This is a genomic window from Caballeronia sp. AZ1_KS37, assembly GCF_023631165.1.
Classification (GTDB): Bacteria; Pseudomonadota; Gammaproteobacteria; order Burkholderiales; family Burkholderiaceae; genus Caballeronia; species Caballeronia zhejiangensis.
On sequence record NZ_JALQDP010000011.1, the window covers coordinates 34,455 to 56,433 of the forward strand.

Consider the following 21,979-nt stretch of genomic DNA (forward strand, 5'->3'; position numbering starts at 1 on the left):
CCGAAGGGCGTCGCCGAAGCGTTAAAGCACGGCGTCCTTGCGAACGCCGTTGGATGCGAAAAAGCGCTTGAGACGCACGAGCGCCTCTTGCTGGATCTGGCGCACGCGCTCGCGCGTGAGGCCCATTTCGTCGGCGAGTTCTTCGAGCGTCGCGGGCTCGATGTGGTTCAGCCCGAAACGCCGTTCGATCACGTGCCGGTGTTTGTCGGACAGACGCGAGAGCCACAACCGCGTGAGCGATTCGAGTTCGCGATGCTGCACTTCCGCGTCCGGCGACTGGCTCTGATCGTCGGAAAGGAGATCGAGCAGGCTGCTGCCCGGATCGAGGTCGAGCGGCGCGTCGAGCGAAGCCGTGTGTTCGTTGAGCGCGAGGATATCGGTGACTTCCTCGGGCGTCTTGCCGGTGAGATACGCAATATCGTCGATGCTCGCGTCGCGGCGTTCGGGCGCGACGCTGTCATTCGAATTGGCGGAATTTTTTTCCAGATGGCGCTTCGCGCGCAGCACCTGGTTCAACTCGCGGATGACGTGAACCGGCAGACGCACCGTGCGCGCCTGGTTCATGATCGCGCGCTCGATGCTCTGGCGGATCCACCAAGTGGCATAGGTCGAAAACCGGAAACCGCGCGTCGGATCGAATTTCTCGATTGCGTGCATGAGGCCGAGATTGCCTTCCTCGATCAGGTCGAGCAACGGCACGCCGCGATTGAGATATCCCTTCGCGATACTGACGACGAGCCGCAGATTGCGCTCGATCATCACCTGGCGCGCGTCGAATTCGCCGGCTTTCGCGAGTCGCGAATAGCGCTGCTCTTCCTCGACGGTCAGGAGCGGCTTCACGCTGATGCGGTTCAGGTAATGCTGGATCGTGTCGGCGGTGAGCTCGGCCTGCAAAAGCGAGCGGAAATCGTCGGCGTCGGGCGCGGAATCGTTTGCGCCTTCCGCTGCTTCGTCGCTGCTTTTTCCGCGGCTGTTGCCTTCTTCGTCCGAATCGACGTCGACATCGACATTGTCGATGTCCTCGTCTTGAGTCGAAGCACCGTCTTCCACCGACACTTGCAAAGGTCGGCTGATCGTCTCAGTCTCGGCTTGCGGCAGGCGGCGCTTCGTTTTTGGCATGATGGTTTCGCTTTATTGCGGCGGCAAATACTTCAGTGGGTCAACAGGTTTTCCCTGCCGGCGAACTTCGAAATGCAACATCACGCGGTCCGAATCGCTGTTCCCCATCTCAGCGATCTTCTGCCCTTTAGTTACCGCGTCTCCCTCTTTTACCATCAAAGCACGGTTATGTGCGTACGCTGTCAGAAAAGTTGCGTCGTGTTTGATGATAATGAGATTGCCGTAGCCGCGCAGCCCATTTCCGGAGTAAACCACTCGGCCATCCGCCGACGCGTTGACCGGATCTCCCGCCGCACCGCCAATGTTCAAACCTTTGTTGCTCGCTTCGTTGAATGTGCCGAGAATCGGACCGCGCGCCGGCCAGATGAACGCCGGCTGGGCCGCTGGCGCCGCCGCGTTCGCATCCGCGCCCGGCACGCCAGGCGCCGATGCCATGCCCGCCGCCGCGCCGGCCGTTCCCGGCGCCGCGCCCATACCCGAGTTGGCGCCGTAATACGGCGGCTGCGCGGTCGCATCCGGCTGCGGGCTCGCGTACGCGTTCGCGCCATTCAACGGCTGCGTCTGCACGCCGCCGCCCACGATCGGCGCGGTCGCCACACCGGGCGTCGCCGCCGCGACATTCGCGCCCGGAGGCGCCACGCGCATCAGCTGGCCGACTTCGATCTGGTTCGGGTTGGTCAGGTTGTTCCACGCTGCGATGTCGTGATAATTCTGACCGTTTTCCAGTGCGATCCGATATAGGGTGTCGCCCGGCTTCACACGGTAATAGCCCGGCGGCGGCGGGCCGTTGTCCGGCGTCTGCGCTGCCGTCGTGCCGATGGGCGCGCCCGTTCTGTCGACGACCGGCGCCATGTCCATGCGCGTCGAACACGCCGCCAGCGCGGACAACGCCAGCACGCACACGCCGCGCTGCGCCGCGCTTAAGGCTTGGTCCGCACTTCCTTCTCGCAAAGCACGCAGGATACTCATCGGTGTCAAATCACTCCGGATTTTAAGGGTACAAAGAAAACGCGATCGAGCTGCTCTTCCCGCCATTGGCTTGCCGACACGCGCGTGACGAGCGTCAGCACCTGCGACTGCGCGGCCTGCGATCCGACCGGCGCGACGAGCTTGCCGCCGACCGCCAGTTGATCGAGCAAGGCCTGCGGCACGTCGAGGCCGGCGCACGCGATGACGATCGCGTCGAACGGCGCGGCCGCGGGCAAGCCGAGGCGGCCATCGCCGTAATGCAGCCGGATATTCGGCACGCGCAACGGCCGAAGATTGAGCTTCGCGCGCTCCGACAACGGACGCACGCGTTCGATCGAATAAACCTCAGTGGCGACTTGCGACAGCACGGCCGCCTGATAACCGCAACCGGTGCCGATCTCCAGCACCTTGTTCAACGCGCGCCCGGTCGCGACCAGTTCGATCATGCGCGCGACGACCGACGGCTTCGAGATGGTCTGGTGATGGCCGATCGGCAGCGCGGCGTCTTCGTAAGCCTGCGCCGCGAGCCCCGGATCGACGAACATGTGGCGCGGCACGACCGACATCGCATTGAGCACGCGCGGATCGGTCACGCCGTTCGAGCGCAGGCGTTCGACCATGCGCTCGCGCACCCGTTCCGATGTGAGTGTCTGCGTGCTTGCCAGCGCAACATTGGGCGCGCCTTTTTTCGTCGCGATCGCGGCGGCGTTCAGGTCGCGCTCGCCGGGCCGCGGCGCCGGACGCAGTGAATTCGCGCGCGCCGGATGAGCCGAATGATGCGTCTGCGCCGCGCTCTTGCTCGCCGACGGAACCGGTTTCGCCCCGCCAATTGCGGTCTTCGCGCCCGAACGCACGGGAAAAACGGACGTGGCCGGCTTCGCGGACGCCGCTGCCGTCGCGGGATTTTTCATCGTCGCGTTCGCCGCGCGCGATTGTCCAGGCCTTGCCGGCTGCGTCGGCGTCGGCGTCGGCTTCAGCGAGGAAGCGGCGGCTGGCTTGCCGCGCGAATCCTGCGGACGGGCCGCGGGTTTGCGCGGCTCGCGAACAAGATCCGCGAGCGCCAGCGGAAAGCGCTTGGCGCGCTCGTCGCTCATGTGCGAGCGCTCCCGGCGCGCGCCCATTCGCGCGTCTCCGCCATGAGCTTCGTATGAGTGAGATCGAGTTGCAGCGGCGTGATCGACACGAAGCCGTTCGCGACCGCGTGGAAATCGGTGCCTTCGCTCGCGTCGAGCGCATCGCCTGACGGGCCGATCCAGTAGATGGGGTTGCCGCGCGGATCGGTCTGGCGGATCACCGGCTGCGAAGGATGACGCTTGCCGAGGCGCGTCACTTTCCATTCGCGCAACTGATCGTAAGGCAGGCTCGGAATGTTCACGTTCAGCAACGGATGACCCGGCATCGGATGTTCGAGGAAATGAGCGACGATCTCGGCCGCCACGCGCGCGGCGTCGTCGAGATGAAGCCAGTCGCGGCCGACGAGCGAGAATGCGATCGCCGGAATGCCGAACATGAAGCCTTCGGTGGCGGCCGCCACGGTGCCCGAGTACAGCGTGTCCTCGCCGACGTTCTGCCCGTTGTTGATGCCCGACACGACGAGATCAGGCTGCTCGTCGAGCATGCCCGTGAGCGCGATGTGCACGGAATCGGTCGGCGTACCGTTCACGAAGTTGAAACCGTTCGGCGCCTGATGAACGCTCAAGGGCCGCGACAGCGTAAGCGAGTTGGACGAGCCGCTGCAGTTCTGCTCCGGCGCCATCACCGTCACTTCGCCGAGCGGCTGCAGGACATCGTGCAGCACATTGATGCCGCGCGCCAGATAACCGTCGTCGTTGCTGAGTAGGATTCGCATCCGACGATTGTAACCGAGGAAAGTGGCGCGACGACGACTCGAACTGCCATACACTGAGCCCAGTTCAACCAGGAGAAAACATGCGCGCCGTACGATGCAACGAACACGGATTGCCCCACACGCTTTCGATCGAAACGCTGCCCGACCTGCATCCGGAAGCAGGCGAAGTCGTCATTGACGTGAAAGCGGCGAGCGTGAACTTTCCCGACGTGCTCATCATCCAGAACAAATACCAGTTCAAGCCGCCGCTGCCGTTCACGCCCGGCGCGGAGTTCGCGGGCATCGTGCGCGAAGCCGGCGCGGGCGTCACGCATCTCGCGCCCGGCATGCGCGTGGCCGCCTACACCGCGCAAGGCGCGTTCGCCGAACAGGCGCGCGCGAAAGCCGCCGATTGCATCGTCTTGCCCGATGACGTCGATCTCGCCGAGGCCGCCGCGTTCTCGCTCGCCTACGGCACGTCGTATCACGCGCTCGTCGATCGCGGCGAGCTCAAGGCCGGCGACACGCTGCTCGTGCTGGGCGCGGCCGGCGGCGTCGGCATCGCGGCGATCCAGATCGGCAAGATCGTCGGTGCGCGCGTGCTCGCGGCGGCATCGAGCGCGGAGAAGCTCGCGTTCTGTCGCGAACATGGCGCGGACGAGGTCATCGATTACGCGCACGAAGACTTGCGCGAGCGTATCAAGGCGCTGACGGACGGCAACGGGCCGGATGTGATCTTCGATCCGGTCGGCGGAACGTATGCCGAACCCGCGTTTCGCAGCATCGGCTGGCGCGGACGGTATCTCGTCGTCGGCTTCGCGAACGGCGAGATTCCGAAGCTGCCGTTCAATCTGGCGCTGCTGAAAGGCGCGAGCATCGTCGGCGTGTTCTGGGGCGGTCACATGCAGCGCGAACACGCGCTCGCCGATCGGGAATTCGCGACGATGGTCGAGTGGATCAAAGCGGGCAAGCTGCGCCCTGTCGTCACGAAACGCTACTCGCTCGACGAAACGCCGCAAGCGCTGGACGACATGATGAACCGGCGCGTGACGGGCAAGATCGTGATCGAGCCATAACGCGCGCACTGCTACCATTGCGCGCTTTCACGCACTCCGCGAAGAGCCATGGCGAGTCTATGCCCCGATGTCAGCGTCATCGTGCCGGTCTACAACTGCGAAGCCTGGCTCGAAGCGCTGCTGCGCTCGGTGCTCGATCAGCAAGGCGTCGATCTCGAAGTCATCGCGATCTGTGACGGCGCGACAGACGACAGTCTCGCCATGCTCGAAACGATGGCGGCGGCCGATGCACGCATCCGTGTGGTAGCGCAAGAAAATCGCGGCGTATCGGCGACGCGCAATGTCGGGCTGACGCTCGCGCGCGGCGAGTGGATCGCGTTCGCGGACGGCGACGACTGGATGAAGCCCGGCGCGTTGCGCACGTGGATCGAACACGGCCGCCGGCATCGGCTCGATGTCGTGATCGGCAACGGATTCAGCTTCGAGGACTTGCCGCCGCCCGCCGATCCTCGACCGATGTACGAAGGCCAGCCGTGGGGCGACATCTGCGACGGCACGGCGTGGCTGAAACGGACCGTGCCGAACGACGACTGGGTCGTCTGCGTGTGGCTGCAATGCGTGCGGCGCGATCTCGTCGTGAGACACGGCCTGCGTTTCGAGGAAGGCGTGGTGCACGAGGACATCATCTGGGCGTTGCAGCTCGGGCTTCACGCACAGCGCGTCGGTTTCGTGCGCGAACCGTTGTACGGCTATCGACGCAATCCGGAATCGATCACGAACTCGCCCTCGCCGGCCGCTGTCGCGCGCCGCGCGGCGGGTTATCTGCGCGTGATCGACGCGCTCGTGACCGCCGCGCTCGATCCGCAAACCGACCGAAGTCTCAGCCGGATTCTGCTACGCCAAGCCAACCGCGAAAGCGGTCATCTCCTGCATGTGCTCAGAAAGCGCCTGACCGACGACGAACTGCGCAAGCCTTTCGCGCGGCAGTTTCTGCAGTCGGGGTATGTTCGCGCGATGCTGAAGGGCGCGACCAATGCGAGCGAAGTGTGGCGCGCGCTTCGCTGCTGGCGCGTCTATTCGCGCTTCGCGGCGTGAAGGCGTCCGCTTATAGGCGTCGCGATTGCGCGCGCGGCAGCATGCCGATGCGCGTTGCTTGGGTCGGCTGAGCCGCTTTGGCGTCGGCGAAATCGGCCATCGCGTAGTGTTGCGCCGCGCGCGCATGGTTGCCGTGCAACGTCCTGAACGCGGATGTCACGCGACGCACGGTGAGCAGGCGTTGCCACAAGCGTTCGCGAAGCCCGCCGAAAGGCAGAAAGGACGGCGGCACCACGACCGCGCCCGGGCCCCAGCCCGGACGCCACGAGCGCGCAAGGCCCTGGCGCATAAAGAGAGAGAGCGTCGGCACGCCGATGCAGGACGCGAGATGCCCGAGCCCCGAATCGTTGCCGATGAACCACGACGATTCGGCGATCCATGCCGCGACTTCGCCCAGTTGCGGCAGCGCATTGACCTCGCACCCTTCTTCAGCGATATCGCCCCAGACGCCGAACTCCGCAGGCGCGACGAGAAAGCTCGGCCGCAATCTCCGCCGCGTCAGCGCACGCGAGAGCGCAAGAAACTTCTCGCGGCCCCACATCTTTTCAGGATGACTGCCGGTCGGATGAATGACGACGCGATTCGCGAAGCGCCCGCGCATGACGCCGGACGGCACGACGAGACCGTTCGCGCGCGTCACGTCGGCGAGACCGAGCACGTTCTTCGCGATATCGACGATGCGGTCGACCATGTGCTTCGAGCCGCCGTATTCGGGCAGCGTGGCGAGACAGATGGTCTGGCCCGAGCGGCTCAGCGTCGATGCGTAGTCGGTCGGGCGAAGCTCGATCACGGTGTCGAACGCGCCCTGCCAGGCGTCGCGACGCCCTACCGTCACATGGGGAAACCAGTCGGCGAGTTGCTCCACGACCCAGCCGAACACGACGGGGCGATATCCGTTGCGGATGAGATTGTCGACGAGAACGAGCCCGATGAGGCTGTCGCCGATCGGCGATGGCAACACCACCGCAATCGAACCGTCAGTTCGCAGTTTCATTGTTGGTCCCGCGGGATCGCACGACGGACGTCGTGCAACGGCCTGTCCAGGACAGCATGATAGCGATGTCGACCGTGTCGTGCCATGACGGGCATTCCGAAAACGGTCGGCTTCGTTGACGGCGTGTTGGCACGCGCACAACCGGGGCGTCAAAGCTTCTCGGTTTCTCCGCTCTTCGGCTGCCATTTCATGAGCCGGCGCTCGACCAGCGCGACGAGACCGTCGAGCACCAGCGCGAACGCGGTCAGCACGAGAATCCCCGCGAACACCGTGTTGATGTCGAAGGTGCCTTCGGCCTGCAGGATCAGATAACCGACACCGCGCGCCGAGCCGAGATATTCGCCGACCACCGAGCCGACGAACGCGAGCCCCACCGACGTGTGCAGGCTCGAAAACACCCAGCTGGTCGCGCTCGGCAGATAGACATACCGCAGCAACTGCTTGCGATTCGCGCCGAGCATGCGCGCATTCGCGAGCACGACCGGGCTCACTTCCTTCACGCCCTGATACACGTTGAAGAACACGATGAAGAACACGAGCGTCACGCCAAGCGCGACCTTCGACCAGATGCCGAGACCGAACCACACCGCGAAGATCGGCGCGAGGATCACGCGCGGCATCGAATTGGCGGCCTTGATGTAGGGATCGAGGAGCGCGCTCGTCATCGGCGCGAGCGCGAGCCAGAGACCGACGCCGAGTCCCGTCACCGTGCCGATGACGAACGCCAGCACCGTTTCGATCAGCGTCACCCACAGATGGATGTAAATCTCGCCGCTCGTGAACCATTCCCAGATGCGTATGAGCACCTTCTGCGGCTCGCCGAAGAAAAAGGCGGCCTTGTTCGCGTCGTCGAAATAGAAAGGCGGCAAGAGCGTCGGGCTCGTCAGCATGTACCACAGCACGAAGCACGCGAGCAGCAACAGCCACTGCCACACGATGAGATTCGCCCGATTCGGGCGCAGCTTGTTCCACATGGTCGTATCGTCTTATTCGGCGGCGGCGGGCTTCAGCTGCTGCTGATAACCCTTCAGCACTTCTTCGCGCAGCACGCCCCAGATCTGCGCGTGCAGTTCGACGAAGCGCGGATGCGAGCGGATCTCGGCGACATCGCGCGGGCGCGGCAGATCGATCGCGAATTCGCCGATCGGATGCGTGCCCGGCCCCGCCGCCAGCACGACGACGCGATCGGACATCGAGATCGCCTCGTCCAGATCGTGCGTGATGAAAAGCACGGCCTTGCGTTTCGCGGCCCACAGATCGAGCAACTCGTTTTCCATGAGCTGGCGCGTCTGGATGTCGAGCGCGGAGAACGGCTCGTCCATGAGGATGATGTCGGGATCGAGGATGAGCGTCTGCGCCATCGCGACGCGCTTACGCATGCCGCCCGACAACTGATGCGGATAACGGTCGCCGAAACCGCCGAGGCCCACGCGCTTCAGCCATTCCTCGCCGCGCTTGTCGGCTTCGGCCTTCGGCACGCCCTGAAACGCGAGGCCGGCCGTGACGTTGTCGAGCGCGGAGCGCCACGGCATCAGCGCATCGGCCTGGAACATGTAGCCCGCGCGCCGGTTGATGCCCTTCAGCTTTTCGCCGAACACGCTCACGGTGCCCGACGAAGGCTCCAGCAATCCCGCCGACACGTTGAGCAATGTCGATTTTCCGCAGCCGGTCGGCCCGACGACGGACACGAATTCTCCTGGCGCGATCGCGAGGCTCGTATCGCGGACCGCCGTGTAGCGATCACGGCGACTCTCGCGCGACGCGAACGTGCAGGTGACGTCCTCGAGCGCGAGCGCATGGTTCGATGGCGACGACATCGGTCAGACCTTGACGCTTGCGAGGGCCTTCTTGACGAAATCGTTGGTCCAGGTCTTCGACAGGTCGATCGGCTTGCCCTTCACGGTTTCGTCGAAGGCTTGCAGCGTCTTGAGCGAGGTCGCGGGACCGTCGGCGGGCATCAGGCCGTCCGGCGACAGCGCCTCCTTCACGTGCTGCCACGAATCGAGATACAGCGCGCGATCGCCGAGCAGATAGCTTTCCGGCACCGTCGAGATGAGATCCTTGCCCGAGGCCGTCTGCAGCCACTTCAGCGCGCGTACCATCGCGTTGGTGAGCGCCTGCGTCGTGTTCGGATTCTTCGTGATGAAGCTCTGCGACGCGTACAGGCAACCCGCCGGCATGTTGCCGCCGAACACCTTGACGGTGTCCGCGAGCGTGCGCGTGTCCGACACGATGCGGATATCGCCCGCGCGATCGAGCTTGGTCATCACCGGATCGAGGTTGGCGATGGCGTCGATCTGGCCGGATTGCAGCGCGGCGATCGCGCCCGCGCCCGCGCCGACGCCGATGAACGACACGTCGGTCGCCTTCAGCCCCGCTTGCGCGAGCACGAAGCTCGCCATGATCGCCGTCGACGAGCCCGGCGCCGTCACGCCGATTTTCTTGCCCTTCAAATCGGCGACGGACTTGTAGTTCGGCATCGCCTTCTTGGACACGGCGAGCACGATCTGCGGCGCGCGCCCTTGCAGCACGAATTCGCGGAAGTACTGATTCTTCGCCTGCAGCAGCAACGTGTGCTCGAACGCGCCGGATACGACATCCGCGCTGCCGCCGACCGCCGCCTGAAGCGCCTTCGCGCCGCCCGCGAAATCGGCGATTTCGACGTCGAGCCCTTCGTCCTTGAAGTAGTTGCGACGCTCGGCGATCGTGAGCGGCAGATAGTAGAAGAGATTCTTGCCGCCGACCGCGACCGATACCTTGCTCTGCTCCAGCTTGTTCTGTGCGATTGCGAGCGGCATGCCCGACATTGCCCCGCCCGCGAGCGCGGCGCCGCTCGCGATGAACGTTCTGCGTTTCATCGTTGTCTGTCTCCTGGTTTTATCGTTGTCGGCGCTGTTCGGCTCGAGGCTCAGATCACCTTGGCCGCGCGCAGCCGCGCAATATCGTCGGCATCATACCCGAGCGTTTGAAGTACTTCATCCGTGTGTTCACCGAGTTGCGGCCCGAGCCAGCGCGTTTCCCCCGGCGTTTCGGAGAGCTTCGGCGTCACGTTCGGCAGCGTGATCTCGCGGCCGTCCTGCCACGGGAAACGCTGCAGCATCTGACGCGCGAGGTATTGCGGATCGGTGAACATGTCGGCGACGCTGTAGATGCGCCCGGCCGGCACGTCGGCGGCGTTCAACACAGCGAGCGCCTCGTCGATGCTGCGCGTCGAGAGCCAAGCGGCGATAGCGTCGTCGATTTCCTGCGTGCGCGGCACGCGTCCGTCGTTCGACGCGAGCGCGGGATCGTCCGCGAGATCCGCGCGATCGATCGCGTTCATCAGGCGCTTGAAGATCGGATCGCTGTTGCCGCCGATCACGATGCTGCCATCGCGGCACGGATACGTGTTCGACGGCACGATGCCCGGCAGCGACGCGCCCGTGCGCTCGCGCACCATGCCGTACACGCCGTATTCCGGCACGACGCTTTCCATCATGTTGAAGACGGCTTCATAGAGCGCGACGTCGACGACCTGGCCTTTGCCGCCGTTCACTTGGCGATGATGCAGCGCCATCAGCGCGCCGATCACGCCGTGCAGCGCGGCGATCGAATCGCCGATCGAAATGCCGATGCGCGGCGGCGGCAAATCCGGATAACCGGTGATATGACGCAAACCGCCCATCGATTCCGCGATTGCGCCGAAGCCCGGACGATCGCGATACGGACCGGTCTGACCGTAACCGGAAAGGCGCACCATCACGAGACCGGGATTGTCGGCGGACAGCACCTCGTAACCGAGCCCGAGTTTCTCCAGCAAGCCGGGCCGGAAATTCTCGACGACGATATCGGCTTCCTTCGCGAGCCGCCGCACGATCTCCTTGCCCTCGTCGGCCTTGAGATTGATCGTCACGGATTTTTTGTTGCGCGCCTGCACGGCCCACCAGAGCGACGTGCCGCCCACTTCCGGATAGAGCTTGCGCCACTTGCGCAGCGGGTCGCCGCCGTTCGGATCCTCGATCTTGATGACGTCGGCGCCGAACTCGCCCATGAAGCGCGCGGCGAACGGGCCGGCGATGAGCGTGCCCAGTTCCAGTACCTTCACGCCCGCGAGTGGTCCCGTCGTTGCGCTCATGGTCGTGTCTCCTTTGTGTGTTTTCTCAGAGCGGAATATCGAGCGGCTTGAAGCGCGGCGTGCCGTCGGCGAGCGTCTCGTTGAACATCGCCGCGGGGCGCACCCACAAGCCGCGTTCATGCGGCCACAGATGCTCGTAGACGATCATCGCTTCCTCGGTTTCCGAGTGCCGCGCGACGCCGATCACGCGATACAGCCCGCCCTTGTAGTGACGATGCGTCGCGAGCGCGAGCGCTTCGGCTTCTGTCATCGATTCGAGTCCTTTCATACGGAACGGCGATCGAGCATCGCGCGCGCGATCGTGCCGGCATCGACATATTCGAGCTCGCCGCCGACCGGCACGCCGCGCGCGAGCCGCGTCACCTTGAGCCCTTTGCTCTTGAGCGTTTGCGCGAGATAGTGCGCGGTCGCTTCGCCTTCGTTGGTGAAGTTGGTAGCCAGCACCACTTCCCGCACAACGCCGTCGAGCGCGCGATTGATGAGCCGCTCGAAGTGAATCTCCTTCGGACCGATGCCGTCGAGCGGGCTGAGCCGTCCCATCAGTACGAAATAGAGCCCGCGATACGTGAGCGTCTGTTCGAGCATGATCTGGTCGGCAGGCGTCTCGACGACGCACAGCAAAGCCGGATCGCGCTCTTCGTCGCTGCAGACTTCGCAGATATCGCTTTCCGTGAACGTGTTGCACTTCTCGCAGTGCTTCAGATTCTCGGTGGCAAACAGCAGCGAATTGCCGAGCTTTTCGGCGCCTTTGCGATCGTGCTGCATCAGGTGATACGCCATGCGCTGCGCCGACTTCGGTCCGACGCCGGGCAGCGCGCGCAGCGCTTCGACGAGCGCCGACAGGGCGGAAGGTTGTTTCATGTGTCCTTCATTTGACATCGAAGCGCGCCGAATCCGCTCCGGCGCGCGCGATCAGAACGGCAGCTTGAAACCCGGCGGCATCGGCATGCCGGCGGTCATGCCGCTCATCTTCTCTTGCGTGGTGGCTTCCGCCTTGCGCACGGCGTCGTTGAACGCGGCGGCGACGAGGTCTTCCAGCATGTCCTTGTCGTCGGCGAGCAGGCTCGGGTCGATCTGCACGCGGCGAACGTCGTTCTTGCAGGTCATCGTCACCTTCACGAGACCGGCGCCGGACTGGCCCTCGACCTCGATCTGCGCGAGCTGATCCTGCATCTTCTTCATGTTTTCCTGCATCTGCTGAGCCTGTTTCATCAGCCCGGCGAGTTGGTTCTTCATCATGGTTCGGCTCCTTACTGGAAAACGTGTGGCAAAAGCACGCGCGATGCGCGCGCCCGATATTCGGTGCGGCGGCGCGAAGTCGAAAACCGCGCCGCGCGCTTCAGTTCACGATGGATTCGCGCCCGATGCGGCAATCGGCTTGATCGAACCCTGCACGATGCTCGCGCCGAAATCGCGGATCAGCGATTGCACGAACGGATCCTGCTTGATCTCCTGCTCGGCTTCCTGCTGACGGCGGGCGCGTTCGGCGGCGTCGAGCGCGGCAGCGGTGCGCCGCGCGGGCGCGACGTTCACGCTGACTTCGATCGCGCGGCCGAGCTTTTCGGCGAGCGCGGCCTTGAGTTTGCCGACATGCGTGGCGTCGGTGTACATCTGGACCGGAACCGCAAGCGTCACGGAATTCGCATCGCAGGCGGTGAGCTCGCTGTTGAACGCAAGCTGATACGCAACGCCCTTCAGCGGAAGATCGACGGCGAGCGCCGCCCATTCGATCGACACGCCGAGCGCATCGAGCGGCACGGCGGGCGGCAACGGCGCCGTGTCGATGACGGGCGCCGGTTTCGCGGCGGGCTCGGCGTTGAAGCGCATGTCGTCCGGGCCGCTGTCGAAGGCTGGCACGAAGCCGTCGTCGGGCGGCATGAAATAAGCGTCTTCGGATCCGGCCGGCGCGTAGTCGTCGGGCGGCATCTCTTCCCACGGCGGCACGACGTTCGACTTGCTCGCGTTGCCGGCCGCGGGCTTCGGCTCGGGCTTCGGCTCGGGCGCGGCGGATGCGGCAGCCGGAGCGCGGCGCGGCGTCGGCACCGGAACTTGCGCGGCCGGTTTCGCGACGGGCTTGGGCGCAGCGGGAGCCGCCGTCTGCGCAGACGCGCCACGCGCGCCCCGATCGGACGACAGGCGCATGCCCGCGCTGCGCAAGACTTCAAGCGCCGCGCTCGCGCCGCTTGCCGCGCGCGAAGTCGCGGCTTCGTCGGACGTGCTCGGCGCGGCAGGCGCGGCTTCATCGACGGCCTGTCGCGCGGCGCTCGGCATCGGCGCGGCTTTTACCGGCACGGGCTCGCTCTTTTCGACGACGGGTTCTTCGACCGCCTTCACGACCACCGTCTCGACGGCGGGCGCCGGCGCTTTCGCAACCGACGCCGACGCCGACGCCGACGCCGACGCAGGCGCAGGCGCGACGGAGCGCTCGGCCATCGCACCCACGAGCGCGGCGCTGCGCGCGGGCTTCGCGCCCGAAGGCGCACCCACGGCGACGCCGCCGCCCGATCCGCCCGCCGGCTCGAACGCGAGCATGCGCAGGAGCGTCATCGTGAAGCCGGCGTACTCGTCCGGCGCGAGACCGAGCTCGCTGCGCCCGACCGTGGCGATCTGATAGAAAAGCTGAACCTCCTCGGCCGACAGCATCTCGGCGAAGCGGCGGATGTCCGCAGCTTCAGGCCATTCGTCCAGCACCGACGTCGGTGCGAACTGCGCCCATCCGATCCGATGCAGAAGACTCGCCAGATCCTGCAGCGCCGTCGAGAACGACAGGCTGCGCAGCGCCATTTCGTCGGCGATCGCGAGCACGCCGGGGCCGTCGCCGCCGGCGAGCGCGTCGATGAGACGGATCAGGTAGCTTTGATCGAGCGCGCCGAGCATGCCGCGCACGGCATCCTCGGTGACTTCGTTCGCCGAATACGCGATGGCCTGATCGGTCAGCGAAAGCGCGTCGCGCATGGAGCCGTCCGCCGCGCGCGACAAGAGACGCAGTGCCTGCGGCTCGAACGGGATGTTCTCCTGCTGAAGAATGTTCTCCAGATGCGAGACGATGTGCCCCGCCGGCATCTGCTTCAGATTGAACTGGAGGCAACGCGAGAGCACGGTGACCGGAATCTTCTGCGGATCGGTCGTCGCGAGAATGAACTTCACGTGCGGCGGCGGCTCTTCCAGCGTCTTCAGCATTGCGTTGAAGGCGTGGTTCGTGAGCATGTGCACTTCGTCGATCATGTAGACCTTGAAGCGGGCATCGACGGGTGCGTACACGGCGCGCTCCAGCAGCGCCGCCATTTCGTCGACGCCGCGATTGCTCGCCGCATCCATCTCGACGTAATCGACGAAGCGGCCTTCATCGATTTCCCGGCACGCACGGCACACGCCGCACGGCTTCGAGGTCACGCCGGTTTCACAATTGAGCGCCTTCGCGAAGATGCGCGAGAGCGTCGTCTTGCCGACGCCGCGCGTGCCCGTGAAAAGATACGCGTGATGCAGGCGGCCGCCGTCGAGCGCGTGCGTGAGCGCACGGACGACGTGCTCCTGGCCGACGAGCGACTCGAATGATTTCGGTCGCCATTTGCGTGCGAGAACTTGATAGGTCATGCGCGAAATTGTATCAGCAACGACCTTGCGCAAACGCCGCTCCAGCGGGGTGATCGGGCGCACGAACTCGCCACGCGCCATGGCGTGCGGAACACGAATAAGCCAGGAAAATCAGCAGGGAGACCTACGGAAGAAAAGCGGAAGGTGACGAGCCCGACCCTCGGCACTGGTGGAAAGCGGCTGTGGCTGCTTCGTTCCCGACCTGACCAGGTTGACCGCGCCACCATGCGAGGAGGCCCGTCACGTTGAATTGTACCACGGGGTCGGGCGCAGCCGGAAGGCGTCGGCGAAACGCACGCCCTTCCGAGCCCCTCTTGTGCTTCGTATTTTCGGCCTCAGATGCGCCCTATCAGCATCCGGCAACGGATAGCGAATTAGGCTAAGATGACACGTGAATTACTTGGAAGTGGTGCATTTCGCCCTTCCGCGGATCATTCGCCGCCGTTCGCGGTTCATTCTGGCGCACGGCGCGCGGGCCGAAGTCCGGCCCGTTGGTGACGAAAATTTTTTCGGTTTTGGTGTATCGTGGCGAGCATTCAAACGCGGGCCTCGATTCAATAGAGGTATTCAGACAATGAGCGAATCAATCAAGCACATCAGCGACGCTTCTTTCGAACAGGATGTCGTCAAGTCGGATAAACCTGTCCTGCTCGATTTCTGGGCTGAGTGGTGCGGTCCGTGCAAGATGATTGCCCCGATCCTCGACGAAGTCGCGAAGGATTACGGCGATCGCCTGCAGATCGCGAAGATCAACGTGGACGAACATCAGTCGACGCCCGTGAAGTTCGGCGTGCGCGGCATTCCCACGCTGATTCTCTTCAAGAACGGCGCAGTGGCCGCGCAGAAAGTCGGCGCATTGTCCAAGTCGCAACTGACCGCGTTCCTCGACAGCAACCTGTAACGGCATCACCGGCGAGCGGCGGCATCTCCCGTCGCTCGCGTCTGCATCGACGACACGCCAAGGCGTGGTGCCGATGCAGCCGATGTTGTCACGCGACAACATCGGCCGACGAGCCCCGCCCAAAGCCCACCCGAGGCCGCTGTGGCGTGTGCTATGCTAGAATCACAAGAGTTCAAGAAGTATTAAGTCTCGAGCGGTTCCGCTCACCTCTTCTCCCAAATCTTTCTGTCGCACCTCTCTCCCCGGCGGGAAATCCGTATGCATTTATCCGAGCTCAAGTCTCAGCACGTCTCCGCACTGATCGAGATGGCCAACGGCCTCGAAATCGAAAATGCGAACCGCCTGCGCAAGCAGGAATTGATGTTCGCGATTCTTAAAAAGCGCGCCAAGGGCGGCGACACGATTTTCGGCGACGGCACGCTCGAAGTGCTGCCCGACGGCTTCGGCTTTCTGCGCTCGCCCGAGACGTCGTATCTCGCGAGCACGGACGACATCTATATCAGCCCGTCGCAAATCCGCCGCTTCAATCTGCACACCGGCGACACGATCGAAGGCGAAGTCCGCACGCCGAAGGACGGCGAGCGCTATTTCGCGCTCGTGAAGGTGGACAAAGTCAACGGGCAGCCGCCCGAGGCCTCGAAACACAAGATCATGTTCGAGAACCTCACGCCGCTGCATCCGAACAAGCCGCTGCCGCTCGAACGCGAAATGCGCGGCGAGGAAAACGTCACGGGCCGGATCATCGACATGATCTCGCCGATCGGCAAGGGCCAGCGCGGCCTGCTCGTCGCATCGCCGAAGTCGGGTAAAACCGTGATGCTGCAGCACATCGCGCATGCGGTGAAGGCGAATCATCCGGACGTCATCCTGTTCGTGCTGCTCATCGACGAACGCCCGGAAGAAGTCACTGAAATGCAGCGCTCGGTGCGCGGCGAAGTCATCGCATCGACATTCGACGAACCGGCCGCGCGTCACGTTCAAGTGGCCGAAATGGTCATCGAGAAGGCGAAGCGTCTCGTCGAAATGAAGCATGACGTCGTGATTCTGCTCGACTCGATCACGCGTCTCGCGCGCGCCTACAACACGGTCGTGCCGGCATCGGGCAAGGTGCTGACGGGCGGTGTCGACGCCAACGCGCTGCAGCGTCCGAAGCGTTTCTTCGGCGCCGCGCGCAACATCGAGGAAGGCGGCTCGCTCACGATCATCGGCACGGCGCTCATCGAAACCGGCAGCCGCATGGACGACGTGATCTACGAAGAGTTCAAGGGCACCGGCAACATGGAAGTGCACCTCGAGCGCCGCCTCGCGGAAAAGCGCGTCTATCCGTCGATCAATCTGAACAAGTCGGGCACGCGTCGCGAAGAATTGCTCATCAAGCCCGATCTGCTGCAGAAGGTTTGGGTGCTGCGCAAGTTCATTCACGACATGGACGAAGTCGAAGCGATGGAATTCCTGCTCGACAAGATCCGTCAGACGAAGAACAACGCCGAGTTCTTCGACATGATGCGCCGCGGCGGAGGCTGATCCCCGTCCCGCTTCGCTGCTTCGGAACAGAAAACCGCCTGCATCGTCAGGCGGTTTTTTATTGGGGCCGTGCGTACAATCCGCAACTAGTCCAGTCTTCCCATTCAACGCATGGCCAACCTCTTCTCCCGCTGGTTCGGCGCGCAACGCCGCGAGCGCGCGCTGCGCAAATACGCGATCGACGACGCGCTCTGGCAACGCACGCTCGACACGTATCCGTGCTTCGGCCATCTGGACGCCAACGACCTCGCGCGTCTGCGCGAAACCGCGAGCCTTTTCATCGCGCAGAAGGAATTCTCGACGGCGCACGATCTCGAACTGACGGATCAGATGATCGTATCGATCGCCGCGCAGGCCTGTCTGCCGGTGCTCAATCTCGATCTCGATTTGTATCGCGGCTGGGTCGGTGTGATCGTGTATCCGGGCGAGTTCATCATCCGCAAAACCGTGGAGGACGAAGACGGCGTCGTGCACGAAGTCGAGCACGATGCGAGCGGCGAAGCGTGGGAAGGCGGCCCGGTCGTCCTGTCGTGGGAAGACGCGCAGATGGCCGACGGATCGGACGCCTACAACGTCGTCATCCACGAATTCGCGCACAAGATCGACATGGTGACGGGCGAGGCCGACGGTCATCCGCCGCTTTACCGGCGCTGGCACGCGCCGCTCGATTCGACCACGTGGTCCGACATTTTCGACAACGCCTATGACCAGTTCTGCGCACGCGTCGATGCGGTGCCGGAGCGCCGCTGGGCGCGGTTCGAACGCGACTCGCTGATCGATCCTTACGCGACCGATCATCCGTCGGAATTCTTCGCGGTGTGCAGCGAGGCGCTTTTCGTGACGCCGAAGCTGTTCGAAGCCGAATATCCCGAGCTTTACCGGCTGCTCGCGCGCTATTACCGGCAAGACCCGGCGGGCGTTGGGGCGCTCGTCGCGCCGGCTGCATGAGTTGCGCCGCGGCCTCCGAAAAAGATGTCAACCGACTGATTTTCTGGCATAATCGCCGTTTTTCGACCCTAGGCAAGTGACTCGCGCGGCACTAAAAAAAGAGTGCAACGGGTTGGCTACCGCCAGATACCAGGAAAGACCATGAAAGAAGGCATTCACCCGGATTACCGCGAAGTCCTGTTCGTCGACATGTCGAACGACTTCAAGTTCGTGACCCGCTCGACCATCCAGACGCGCGAAACCGCCGAATTCAACGGCAAGACCTACCCGCTCGCGAAGATCGAAGTGTCGTCGGAATCGCACCCGTTCTACACCGGTCAGCAAAAGATCATGGACACGGCGGGCCGCGTCGAGAAGTTCAACAACAAGTTCGCGCGCTTCTCCACCAAGAAGTAAGTCGGGCTTCGGCTTCAGCGAAAAGGGCAGCTTCGGCTGCCCTTTTTTGTCGCCGGCAGCTTGGCGCATGCCACGGCACCGCCCTTGCTGCATCCGGCATGCATTGTTGCGCGGGGTTACGGCGAGCTTCGATGAACCGCCCTTTACGCCGCCGCGCGACTACAATGCCGGTTGCTTTGGCCCCGTCGCGCATCCAGCGCGAATCAGCGGGCCGCTCTCCATCAAGCCTTCACGCATGCGATCTGTCGTTCGTCTGACCGCCTCCGCTACCAGCGCCCTGCCGCGCTGGCTTCTGCTCGCCATCTGCATCACCTATGCGTCGTTCGGGCTGTTCGGCCGCGATCCGTGGAAGAACGAAGATGCGGGCGGCTTCGGCGTCATGTGGACGATGGCCAATGGCGACGCGCGCGACTGGCTGCTGCCGAACCTGGTCGGCAAGGCGCCGACCGCCGACGGCCCGCTCATGTACTGGCTCGGCGCATCGGCGATTCGGCTTTTGAGTCCGTGGGTCGATGCGAGCAACGCATCGCGCGTGGTCACGGGCCTGCTCTTCTGTCTCGCCTGCGCGTTCGTCTGGTATTCGGCCTATCTGCTCGGCCGGCGCGACGAGGCCCAGCCCTTCAAATATGCGTTCGGCGGCGAACCGGAGCCGCGCGACTACGGCCGCACGCTCGCCGATGGCGCACTGCTGATTCTGCTCGCGTGCTTCGGACTCGCCGAGCGCGGCCACGAGACCACGCCGCAGCTTGCGCAGTTCGCCGGCACCGCGATGCTCCTCTACGGCCTCGTGCGCAGCCTCGACAAGCCGATCCACGGTGGTCTCGTGTGGGGCGCGGCGCTTGGCGTAGTCGGCCTGTCGAGCTCGCCGGTGCTCGTCTTCGCGCTGTTGCTCTGCACGCTCGCGATGACGATCGTCGTCAAACAAATCCGCTCCGCGCCGCTCCTGATCTTCGGGCTGCCGGTCGCGATCCTGCTGATCGGCGCATGGGTGCTGCCGACACTGCATTACTTCCCGGATGACGGCGAATGGTGGCTGCGCCAATGGTGGCGCAACAGCTTCTCGTTCTTCTCCGGCACGCCCGGTTCGATATTCGGCTACGCGATCAAGAACCTGCCGCTCTTCACGTGGCCCGCGTGGCCGCTCGCGGTGTGGGCGTTCGTCAGTTGGGGCGGGCTGCGCCGCTCGCCGCACGTCGGGGTGCCGCTGTCGATCATCGGGCCGCTGCTCGTGCTGGTCGTGCTGCAGGCGCACGAGACCAACCGGCTATTCATGCTGCTTCTGCCGCCGCTTTCGGTGCTCGCGACGTTCGCGCTGCCTACCCTCAAGCGCGGCGCGATCAACGCGATCGACTGGTTCGCGATGCTGAGTTTCACGATCATCGGCTCGCTGGTGTGGCTCGTGTGGACCGCCGGCATGTTCGGCTTCCCCTCGGCGATGGCCCGCAATCTCGCGCGTCTCGCTCCGGGTTTCCATCCCGAGTTCAAGCTGATTTCCTTTGTGTGCGCGGTGGCCGTGACCGTCTGCTGGTTCCTGCTCGCGCGCTGGCGGCTCGCCCGTCATCCGAAGGTGCTGTGGCGCAGCGTCGTGCTGTCGAGTGCGGGCACCACGCTCATGTGGGTCCTGCTCATGACGCTGTGGCTGCCGGTCGTGAACTACAGCCGGACGTATCGCGACGTGGCCGAGCAAATCGCCGATCATCTGCCGCCCGACTACACCTGCATCTCGCCCGTACGCCTCGGCGACGCGCAGATCGCCACCTTCGCGTATTTCGGCGGCATGCATTTCGCGTTCGATGAGGATTGCGATGTGATCCTGCGCCAGGATCCGGCCGATTACGGCGAGCCGTCGTCGATGTCGGCGTTCCAGTGGAAGCTCGTCTGGGAAGGCCGGCGCGTCGCCGACCGCGACGAGCGGTTCCGTCTCTACGTGCGCATCGAGCGTCCCGTGCCGCCGGCGAAGAAACCGCTGCGCCCGAAGAGCCTGCGCCGCGCGCAGTAATACGATGCGCGCGATACCGACTTCCGCGAGTACGACCGGCATGCTGAGCGATGTGCGCAAGATCGCCGCGCTCGCCTGGCCGGTGCTGATCGGCCAGCTCGCGGTGATCGCGTTCGGCGTGATCGACACCGCGATGGTCGGCCGCTTCTCCGCCACCGATCTCGCCGCGCTCGGTCTCGGCGGTTCCGTCTATATCTCGGTGTATATCGGCCTGACGGGCATTCTCGTCGCACTGCAGCCGATTGCCGGCCAGCTCTTCGGCGCGGGCCGCGAAAGCGAAATCGGCGAAGAGACGCGTCAGGCGTTCTGGCTCGCCGCCGCGCTCGCCGTGATCGGCTTCGTGCTGCTGTTCCATCCCGAGCCGCTTCTGTCGCTCGCCAAGACGCCGCCCGCGCTGCACGACCGCACCGTCGACTATCTGCGCATTCTGTCGTTCGGCCTGCCCGCGAGCCTCGCGTTTCGCGTCTATAGCTCGCTCACGAACGCGGTCGGCAAGCCGCGCCTCGTGATGTTCCTGCAGGTCGGCGGCCTGCTGCTCAAGTTTCCGCTCAACACGTGGTTCATCTTCGGCGGATTCGGCGTGCCGGCGCTGGGCGGTCCGGGTTGCGCGCTCGCGAGCACGCTCATCAACTGGGTGCTGGCGGCGGTCGGCATGACGGTGCTCCTCAAGGTCGAGTTCTTCCGCCCGTTCGCCATCTTCTCGCACTTCTGCTGGCCGGTCTGGCGGCGTCAGCTCGCGCTTCTGCGGCTCGGCATTCCGATGGGCCTCTCGTATCTGATCGAAGTCACGTCGTACACGTTCATGGCGCTCTTTATCTCGCGCTTCGGCACGACGACGCTCGCCGGTCATCAGATCGCGGGCAATCTCGGCGCGGTGCTGTACATGACGCCGCTCGCGATCGGCATCGCGTCGTCGACGCTCGTGTCGCAGGCGCTCGGCGCGCAACGCTACGACGACGCCCGCTCGATCTCGCGTCACGGCATCGGCATGGCGTGCGTGCTCGCGCTCGTGTACGGCGTGCTCCTGCTCGCGGCGCGTCCGCTCGTGATCGCTGCGTACACACCCGATGCGAACGTGATCGCGGCCGCGATGCCGCTCGTGCTCATCATCTTCTTCTATCACTTCTGCGATGCGCTGCAGATCACCACCGCGTTCATCCTGCGCGCATACAAGGTGACGCTCGTGCCGACCGTGATCTACGCGATCGCGCTATGGGGCATCGGGCTTGGCGGCGGTTATCTGCTCGGCTTCGATGTCGGCGGCGGCGTGCCCGAATGGCTGCAGGGCGCGCGCGGCTTCTGGATCGCGAATTCGGCGAGCCTCGGCGTCGCGGGCGTCGGCTTGTTCGTGTATTGGCGGCGCGTGAGTTCGCGGCATCTGCCGAACGTGCACGCAGATTGATCTTCCGTTAAAAAGCGTCGCCCGAGCGCAGCCGACGAAAGATCGACGTAAGGCTCCAGTAGAATTTCGCGTCGAGGAAA

21 protein-coding genes and 1 other RNA gene are annotated in these 21,979 nt (G+C 64.4%); 8 read left to right on the forward strand and 14 right to left on the reverse strand.

The features are described from left to right. Nucleotides 1-21 precede the first annotated feature (21 nt). The 4 genes from rpoS to surE are packed head-to-tail and all read right to left on the reverse strand — an operon-like array spanning nucleotide 22 to nucleotide 3,937. On the reverse strand, nucleotides 22-1,119 hold the full coding sequence (gene rpoS, locus NCS00_RS08095) for an RNA polymerase sigma factor RpoS (protein ID WP_008349362.1): 1,098 nt from the start codon (nucleotides 1,117-1,119) through the stop codon (nucleotides 22-24). Between the two features lie 12 nt (nucleotides 1,120-1,131). Beyond that, nucleotides 1,132-2,088: a peptidoglycan DD-metalloendopeptidase family protein gene (locus NCS00_RS08100; protein WP_250439918.1), complete on the reverse strand. Its 957-nt coding sequence runs from the start codon at nucleotides 2,086-2,088 to the stop codon at nucleotides 1,132-1,134. 5 nt (nucleotides 2,089-2,093) lie between these two features. Beyond that, nucleotides 2,094-3,182, reverse strand: coding sequence for a protein-L-isoaspartate(D-aspartate) O-methyltransferase (locus NCS00_RS08105; RefSeq protein WP_250439830.1), 1,089 nt, complete (start codon nucleotides 3,180-3,182; stop codon nucleotides 2,094-2,096). Continuing rightward, nucleotides 3,179-3,937 carry a 5'/3'-nucleotidase SurE gene (gene surE / locus NCS00_RS08110; protein WP_008349357.1) on the reverse strand — a complete coding sequence of 253 codons (759 nt, stop codon included), beginning with the start codon at nucleotides 3,935-3,937 and terminating at the stop codon, nucleotides 3,179-3,181. Before surE ends, NCS00_RS08105 begins: the two co-directional genes overlap by 4 nt. Before the next feature lie 80 nt (nucleotides 3,938-4,017). On the opposite strand from surE, the gene NCS00_RS08115 reads away from it, so the two are divergent. Both NCS00_RS08115 and NCS00_RS08120 read left to right on the forward strand, forming a co-directional pair. Next, entirely contained in the window at nucleotides 4,018-4,992 is a 975-nt protein-coding gene (locus NCS00_RS08115) for an NADPH:quinone oxidoreductase family protein (RefSeq protein WP_250439832.1), read from the forward strand. 48 nt (nucleotides 4,993-5,040) lie between these two features. Next, entirely contained in the window at nucleotides 5,041-6,027 is a 987-nt protein-coding gene (locus tag NCS00_RS08120; protein ID WP_250439833.1) for a glycosyltransferase, read from the forward strand. A 10-nt stretch (nucleotides 6,028-6,037) separates the two neighbouring features. Here NCS00_RS08120 and NCS00_RS08125 read toward each other — a convergent pair whose 3' ends face one another. From NCS00_RS08125 to ffs, 10 genes are all read right to left on the reverse strand, one after another. Beyond that, nucleotides 6,038-7,021 (reverse strand): glycosyltransferase family 9 protein, encoded by a 984-nt coding sequence (locus tag NCS00_RS08125; RefSeq protein WP_008349351.1) that lies wholly within the window; start codon nucleotides 7,019-7,021, stop codon nucleotides 6,038-6,040. Nucleotides 7,022-7,170: 149 nt separating this feature from the next. After that, nucleotides 7,171-7,995: an ABC transporter permease gene (locus NCS00_RS08130; protein WP_034473729.1), complete on the reverse strand. Its 825-nt coding sequence runs from the start codon at nucleotides 7,993-7,995 to the stop codon at nucleotides 7,171-7,173. Between the two features lie 12 nt (nucleotides 7,996-8,007). Then, nucleotides 8,008-8,838, reverse strand: a complete 831-nt coding sequence (locus NCS00_RS08135) for an ABC transporter ATP-binding protein (RefSeq protein WP_008349347.1) — start codon at nucleotides 8,836-8,838, stop codon at nucleotides 8,008-8,010. A 3-nt stretch (nucleotides 8,839-8,841) separates the two neighbouring features. Next, on the reverse strand, nucleotides 8,842-9,879 hold the full coding sequence (locus tag NCS00_RS08140) for an ABC transporter substrate-binding protein (RefSeq protein WP_034473728.1): 1,038 nt from the start codon (nucleotides 9,877-9,879) through the stop codon (nucleotides 8,842-8,844). 50 nt (nucleotides 9,880-9,929) lie between these two features. After that, nucleotides 9,930-11,135 (reverse strand): CaiB/BaiF CoA transferase family protein, encoded by a 1,206-nt coding sequence (locus NCS00_RS08145; protein WP_008349341.1) that lies wholly within the window; start codon nucleotides 11,133-11,135, stop codon nucleotides 9,930-9,932. Nucleotides 11,136-11,160: 25 nt separating this feature from the next. Beyond that, a complete protein-coding gene (locus tag NCS00_RS08150) occupies nucleotides 11,161-11,385 on the reverse strand; it encodes a DUF1653 domain-containing protein (protein WP_250439834.1) in 225 nt (74 codons plus the stop codon). Between the two features lie 14 nt (nucleotides 11,386-11,399). After that, on the reverse strand, nucleotides 11,400-11,996 hold the full coding sequence (gene recR / locus NCS00_RS08155) for a recombination mediator RecR (protein ID WP_034473726.1): 597 nt from the start codon (nucleotides 11,994-11,996) through the stop codon (nucleotides 11,400-11,402). A gap of 51 nt (nucleotides 11,997-12,047) precedes the next feature. Continuing rightward, complete coding sequence (locus tag NCS00_RS08160) at nucleotides 12,048-12,374, reverse strand: YbaB/EbfC family nucleoid-associated protein (protein ID WP_008349334.1); 327 nt, start codon at nucleotides 12,372-12,374, stop codon at nucleotides 12,048-12,050. Nucleotides 12,375-12,479: 105 nt separating this feature from the next. Further along, complete coding sequence (gene dnaX / locus NCS00_RS08165; protein WP_250439835.1) at nucleotides 12,480-14,729, reverse strand: DNA polymerase III subunit gamma/tau; 2,250 nt, start codon at nucleotides 14,727-14,729, stop codon at nucleotides 12,480-12,482. 143 nt (nucleotides 14,730-14,872) lie between these two features. Next, nucleotides 14,873-14,971: signal recognition particle sRNA small type (ffs, locus tag NCS00_RS08170), an RNA gene on the reverse strand. A 332-nt stretch (nucleotides 14,972-15,303) separates the two neighbouring features. Between ffs and trxA the strand changes: the two genes are divergently transcribed. The 6 genes from trxA to NCS00_RS08200 all read left to right on the forward strand — a co-directional run bounded on the left by trxA (nucleotide 15,304) and on the right by NCS00_RS08200 (nucleotide 21,899). Further along, a complete protein-coding gene (trxA, locus tag NCS00_RS08175) occupies nucleotides 15,304-15,630 on the forward strand; it encodes a thioredoxin TrxA (protein ID WP_008349330.1) in 327 nt (108 codons plus the stop codon). A gap of 258 nt (nucleotides 15,631-15,888) precedes the next feature. After that, nucleotides 15,889-17,154 carry a transcription termination factor Rho gene (gene rho, locus NCS00_RS08180; protein WP_008349328.1) on the forward strand — a complete coding sequence of 422 codons (1,266 nt, stop codon included), beginning with the start codon at nucleotides 15,889-15,891 and terminating at the stop codon, nucleotides 17,152-17,154. A gap of 111 nt (nucleotides 17,155-17,265) precedes the next feature. Continuing rightward, a complete protein-coding gene (locus NCS00_RS08185; RefSeq protein WP_250439836.1) occupies nucleotides 17,266-18,102 on the forward strand; it encodes a M90 family metallopeptidase in 837 nt (278 codons plus the stop codon). 141 nt (nucleotides 18,103-18,243) lie between these two features. Next, a complete protein-coding gene (locus tag NCS00_RS08190) occupies nucleotides 18,244-18,498 on the forward strand; it encodes a type B 50S ribosomal protein L31 (protein WP_008349325.1) in 255 nt (84 codons plus the stop codon). A 235-nt stretch (nucleotides 18,499-18,733) separates the two neighbouring features. Further along, complete coding sequence (locus NCS00_RS08195) at nucleotides 18,734-20,497, forward strand: ArnT family glycosyltransferase (protein WP_008349322.1); 1,764 nt, start codon at nucleotides 18,734-18,736, stop codon at nucleotides 20,495-20,497. A 40-nt stretch (nucleotides 20,498-20,537) separates the two neighbouring features. Further along, nucleotides 20,538-21,899, forward strand: coding sequence for an MATE family efflux transporter (locus NCS00_RS08200; RefSeq protein ID WP_033536390.1), 1,362 nt, complete (start codon nucleotides 20,538-20,540; stop codon nucleotides 21,897-21,899). The last annotated feature ends 80 nt before the right edge of the window (nucleotides 21,900-21,979 follow it).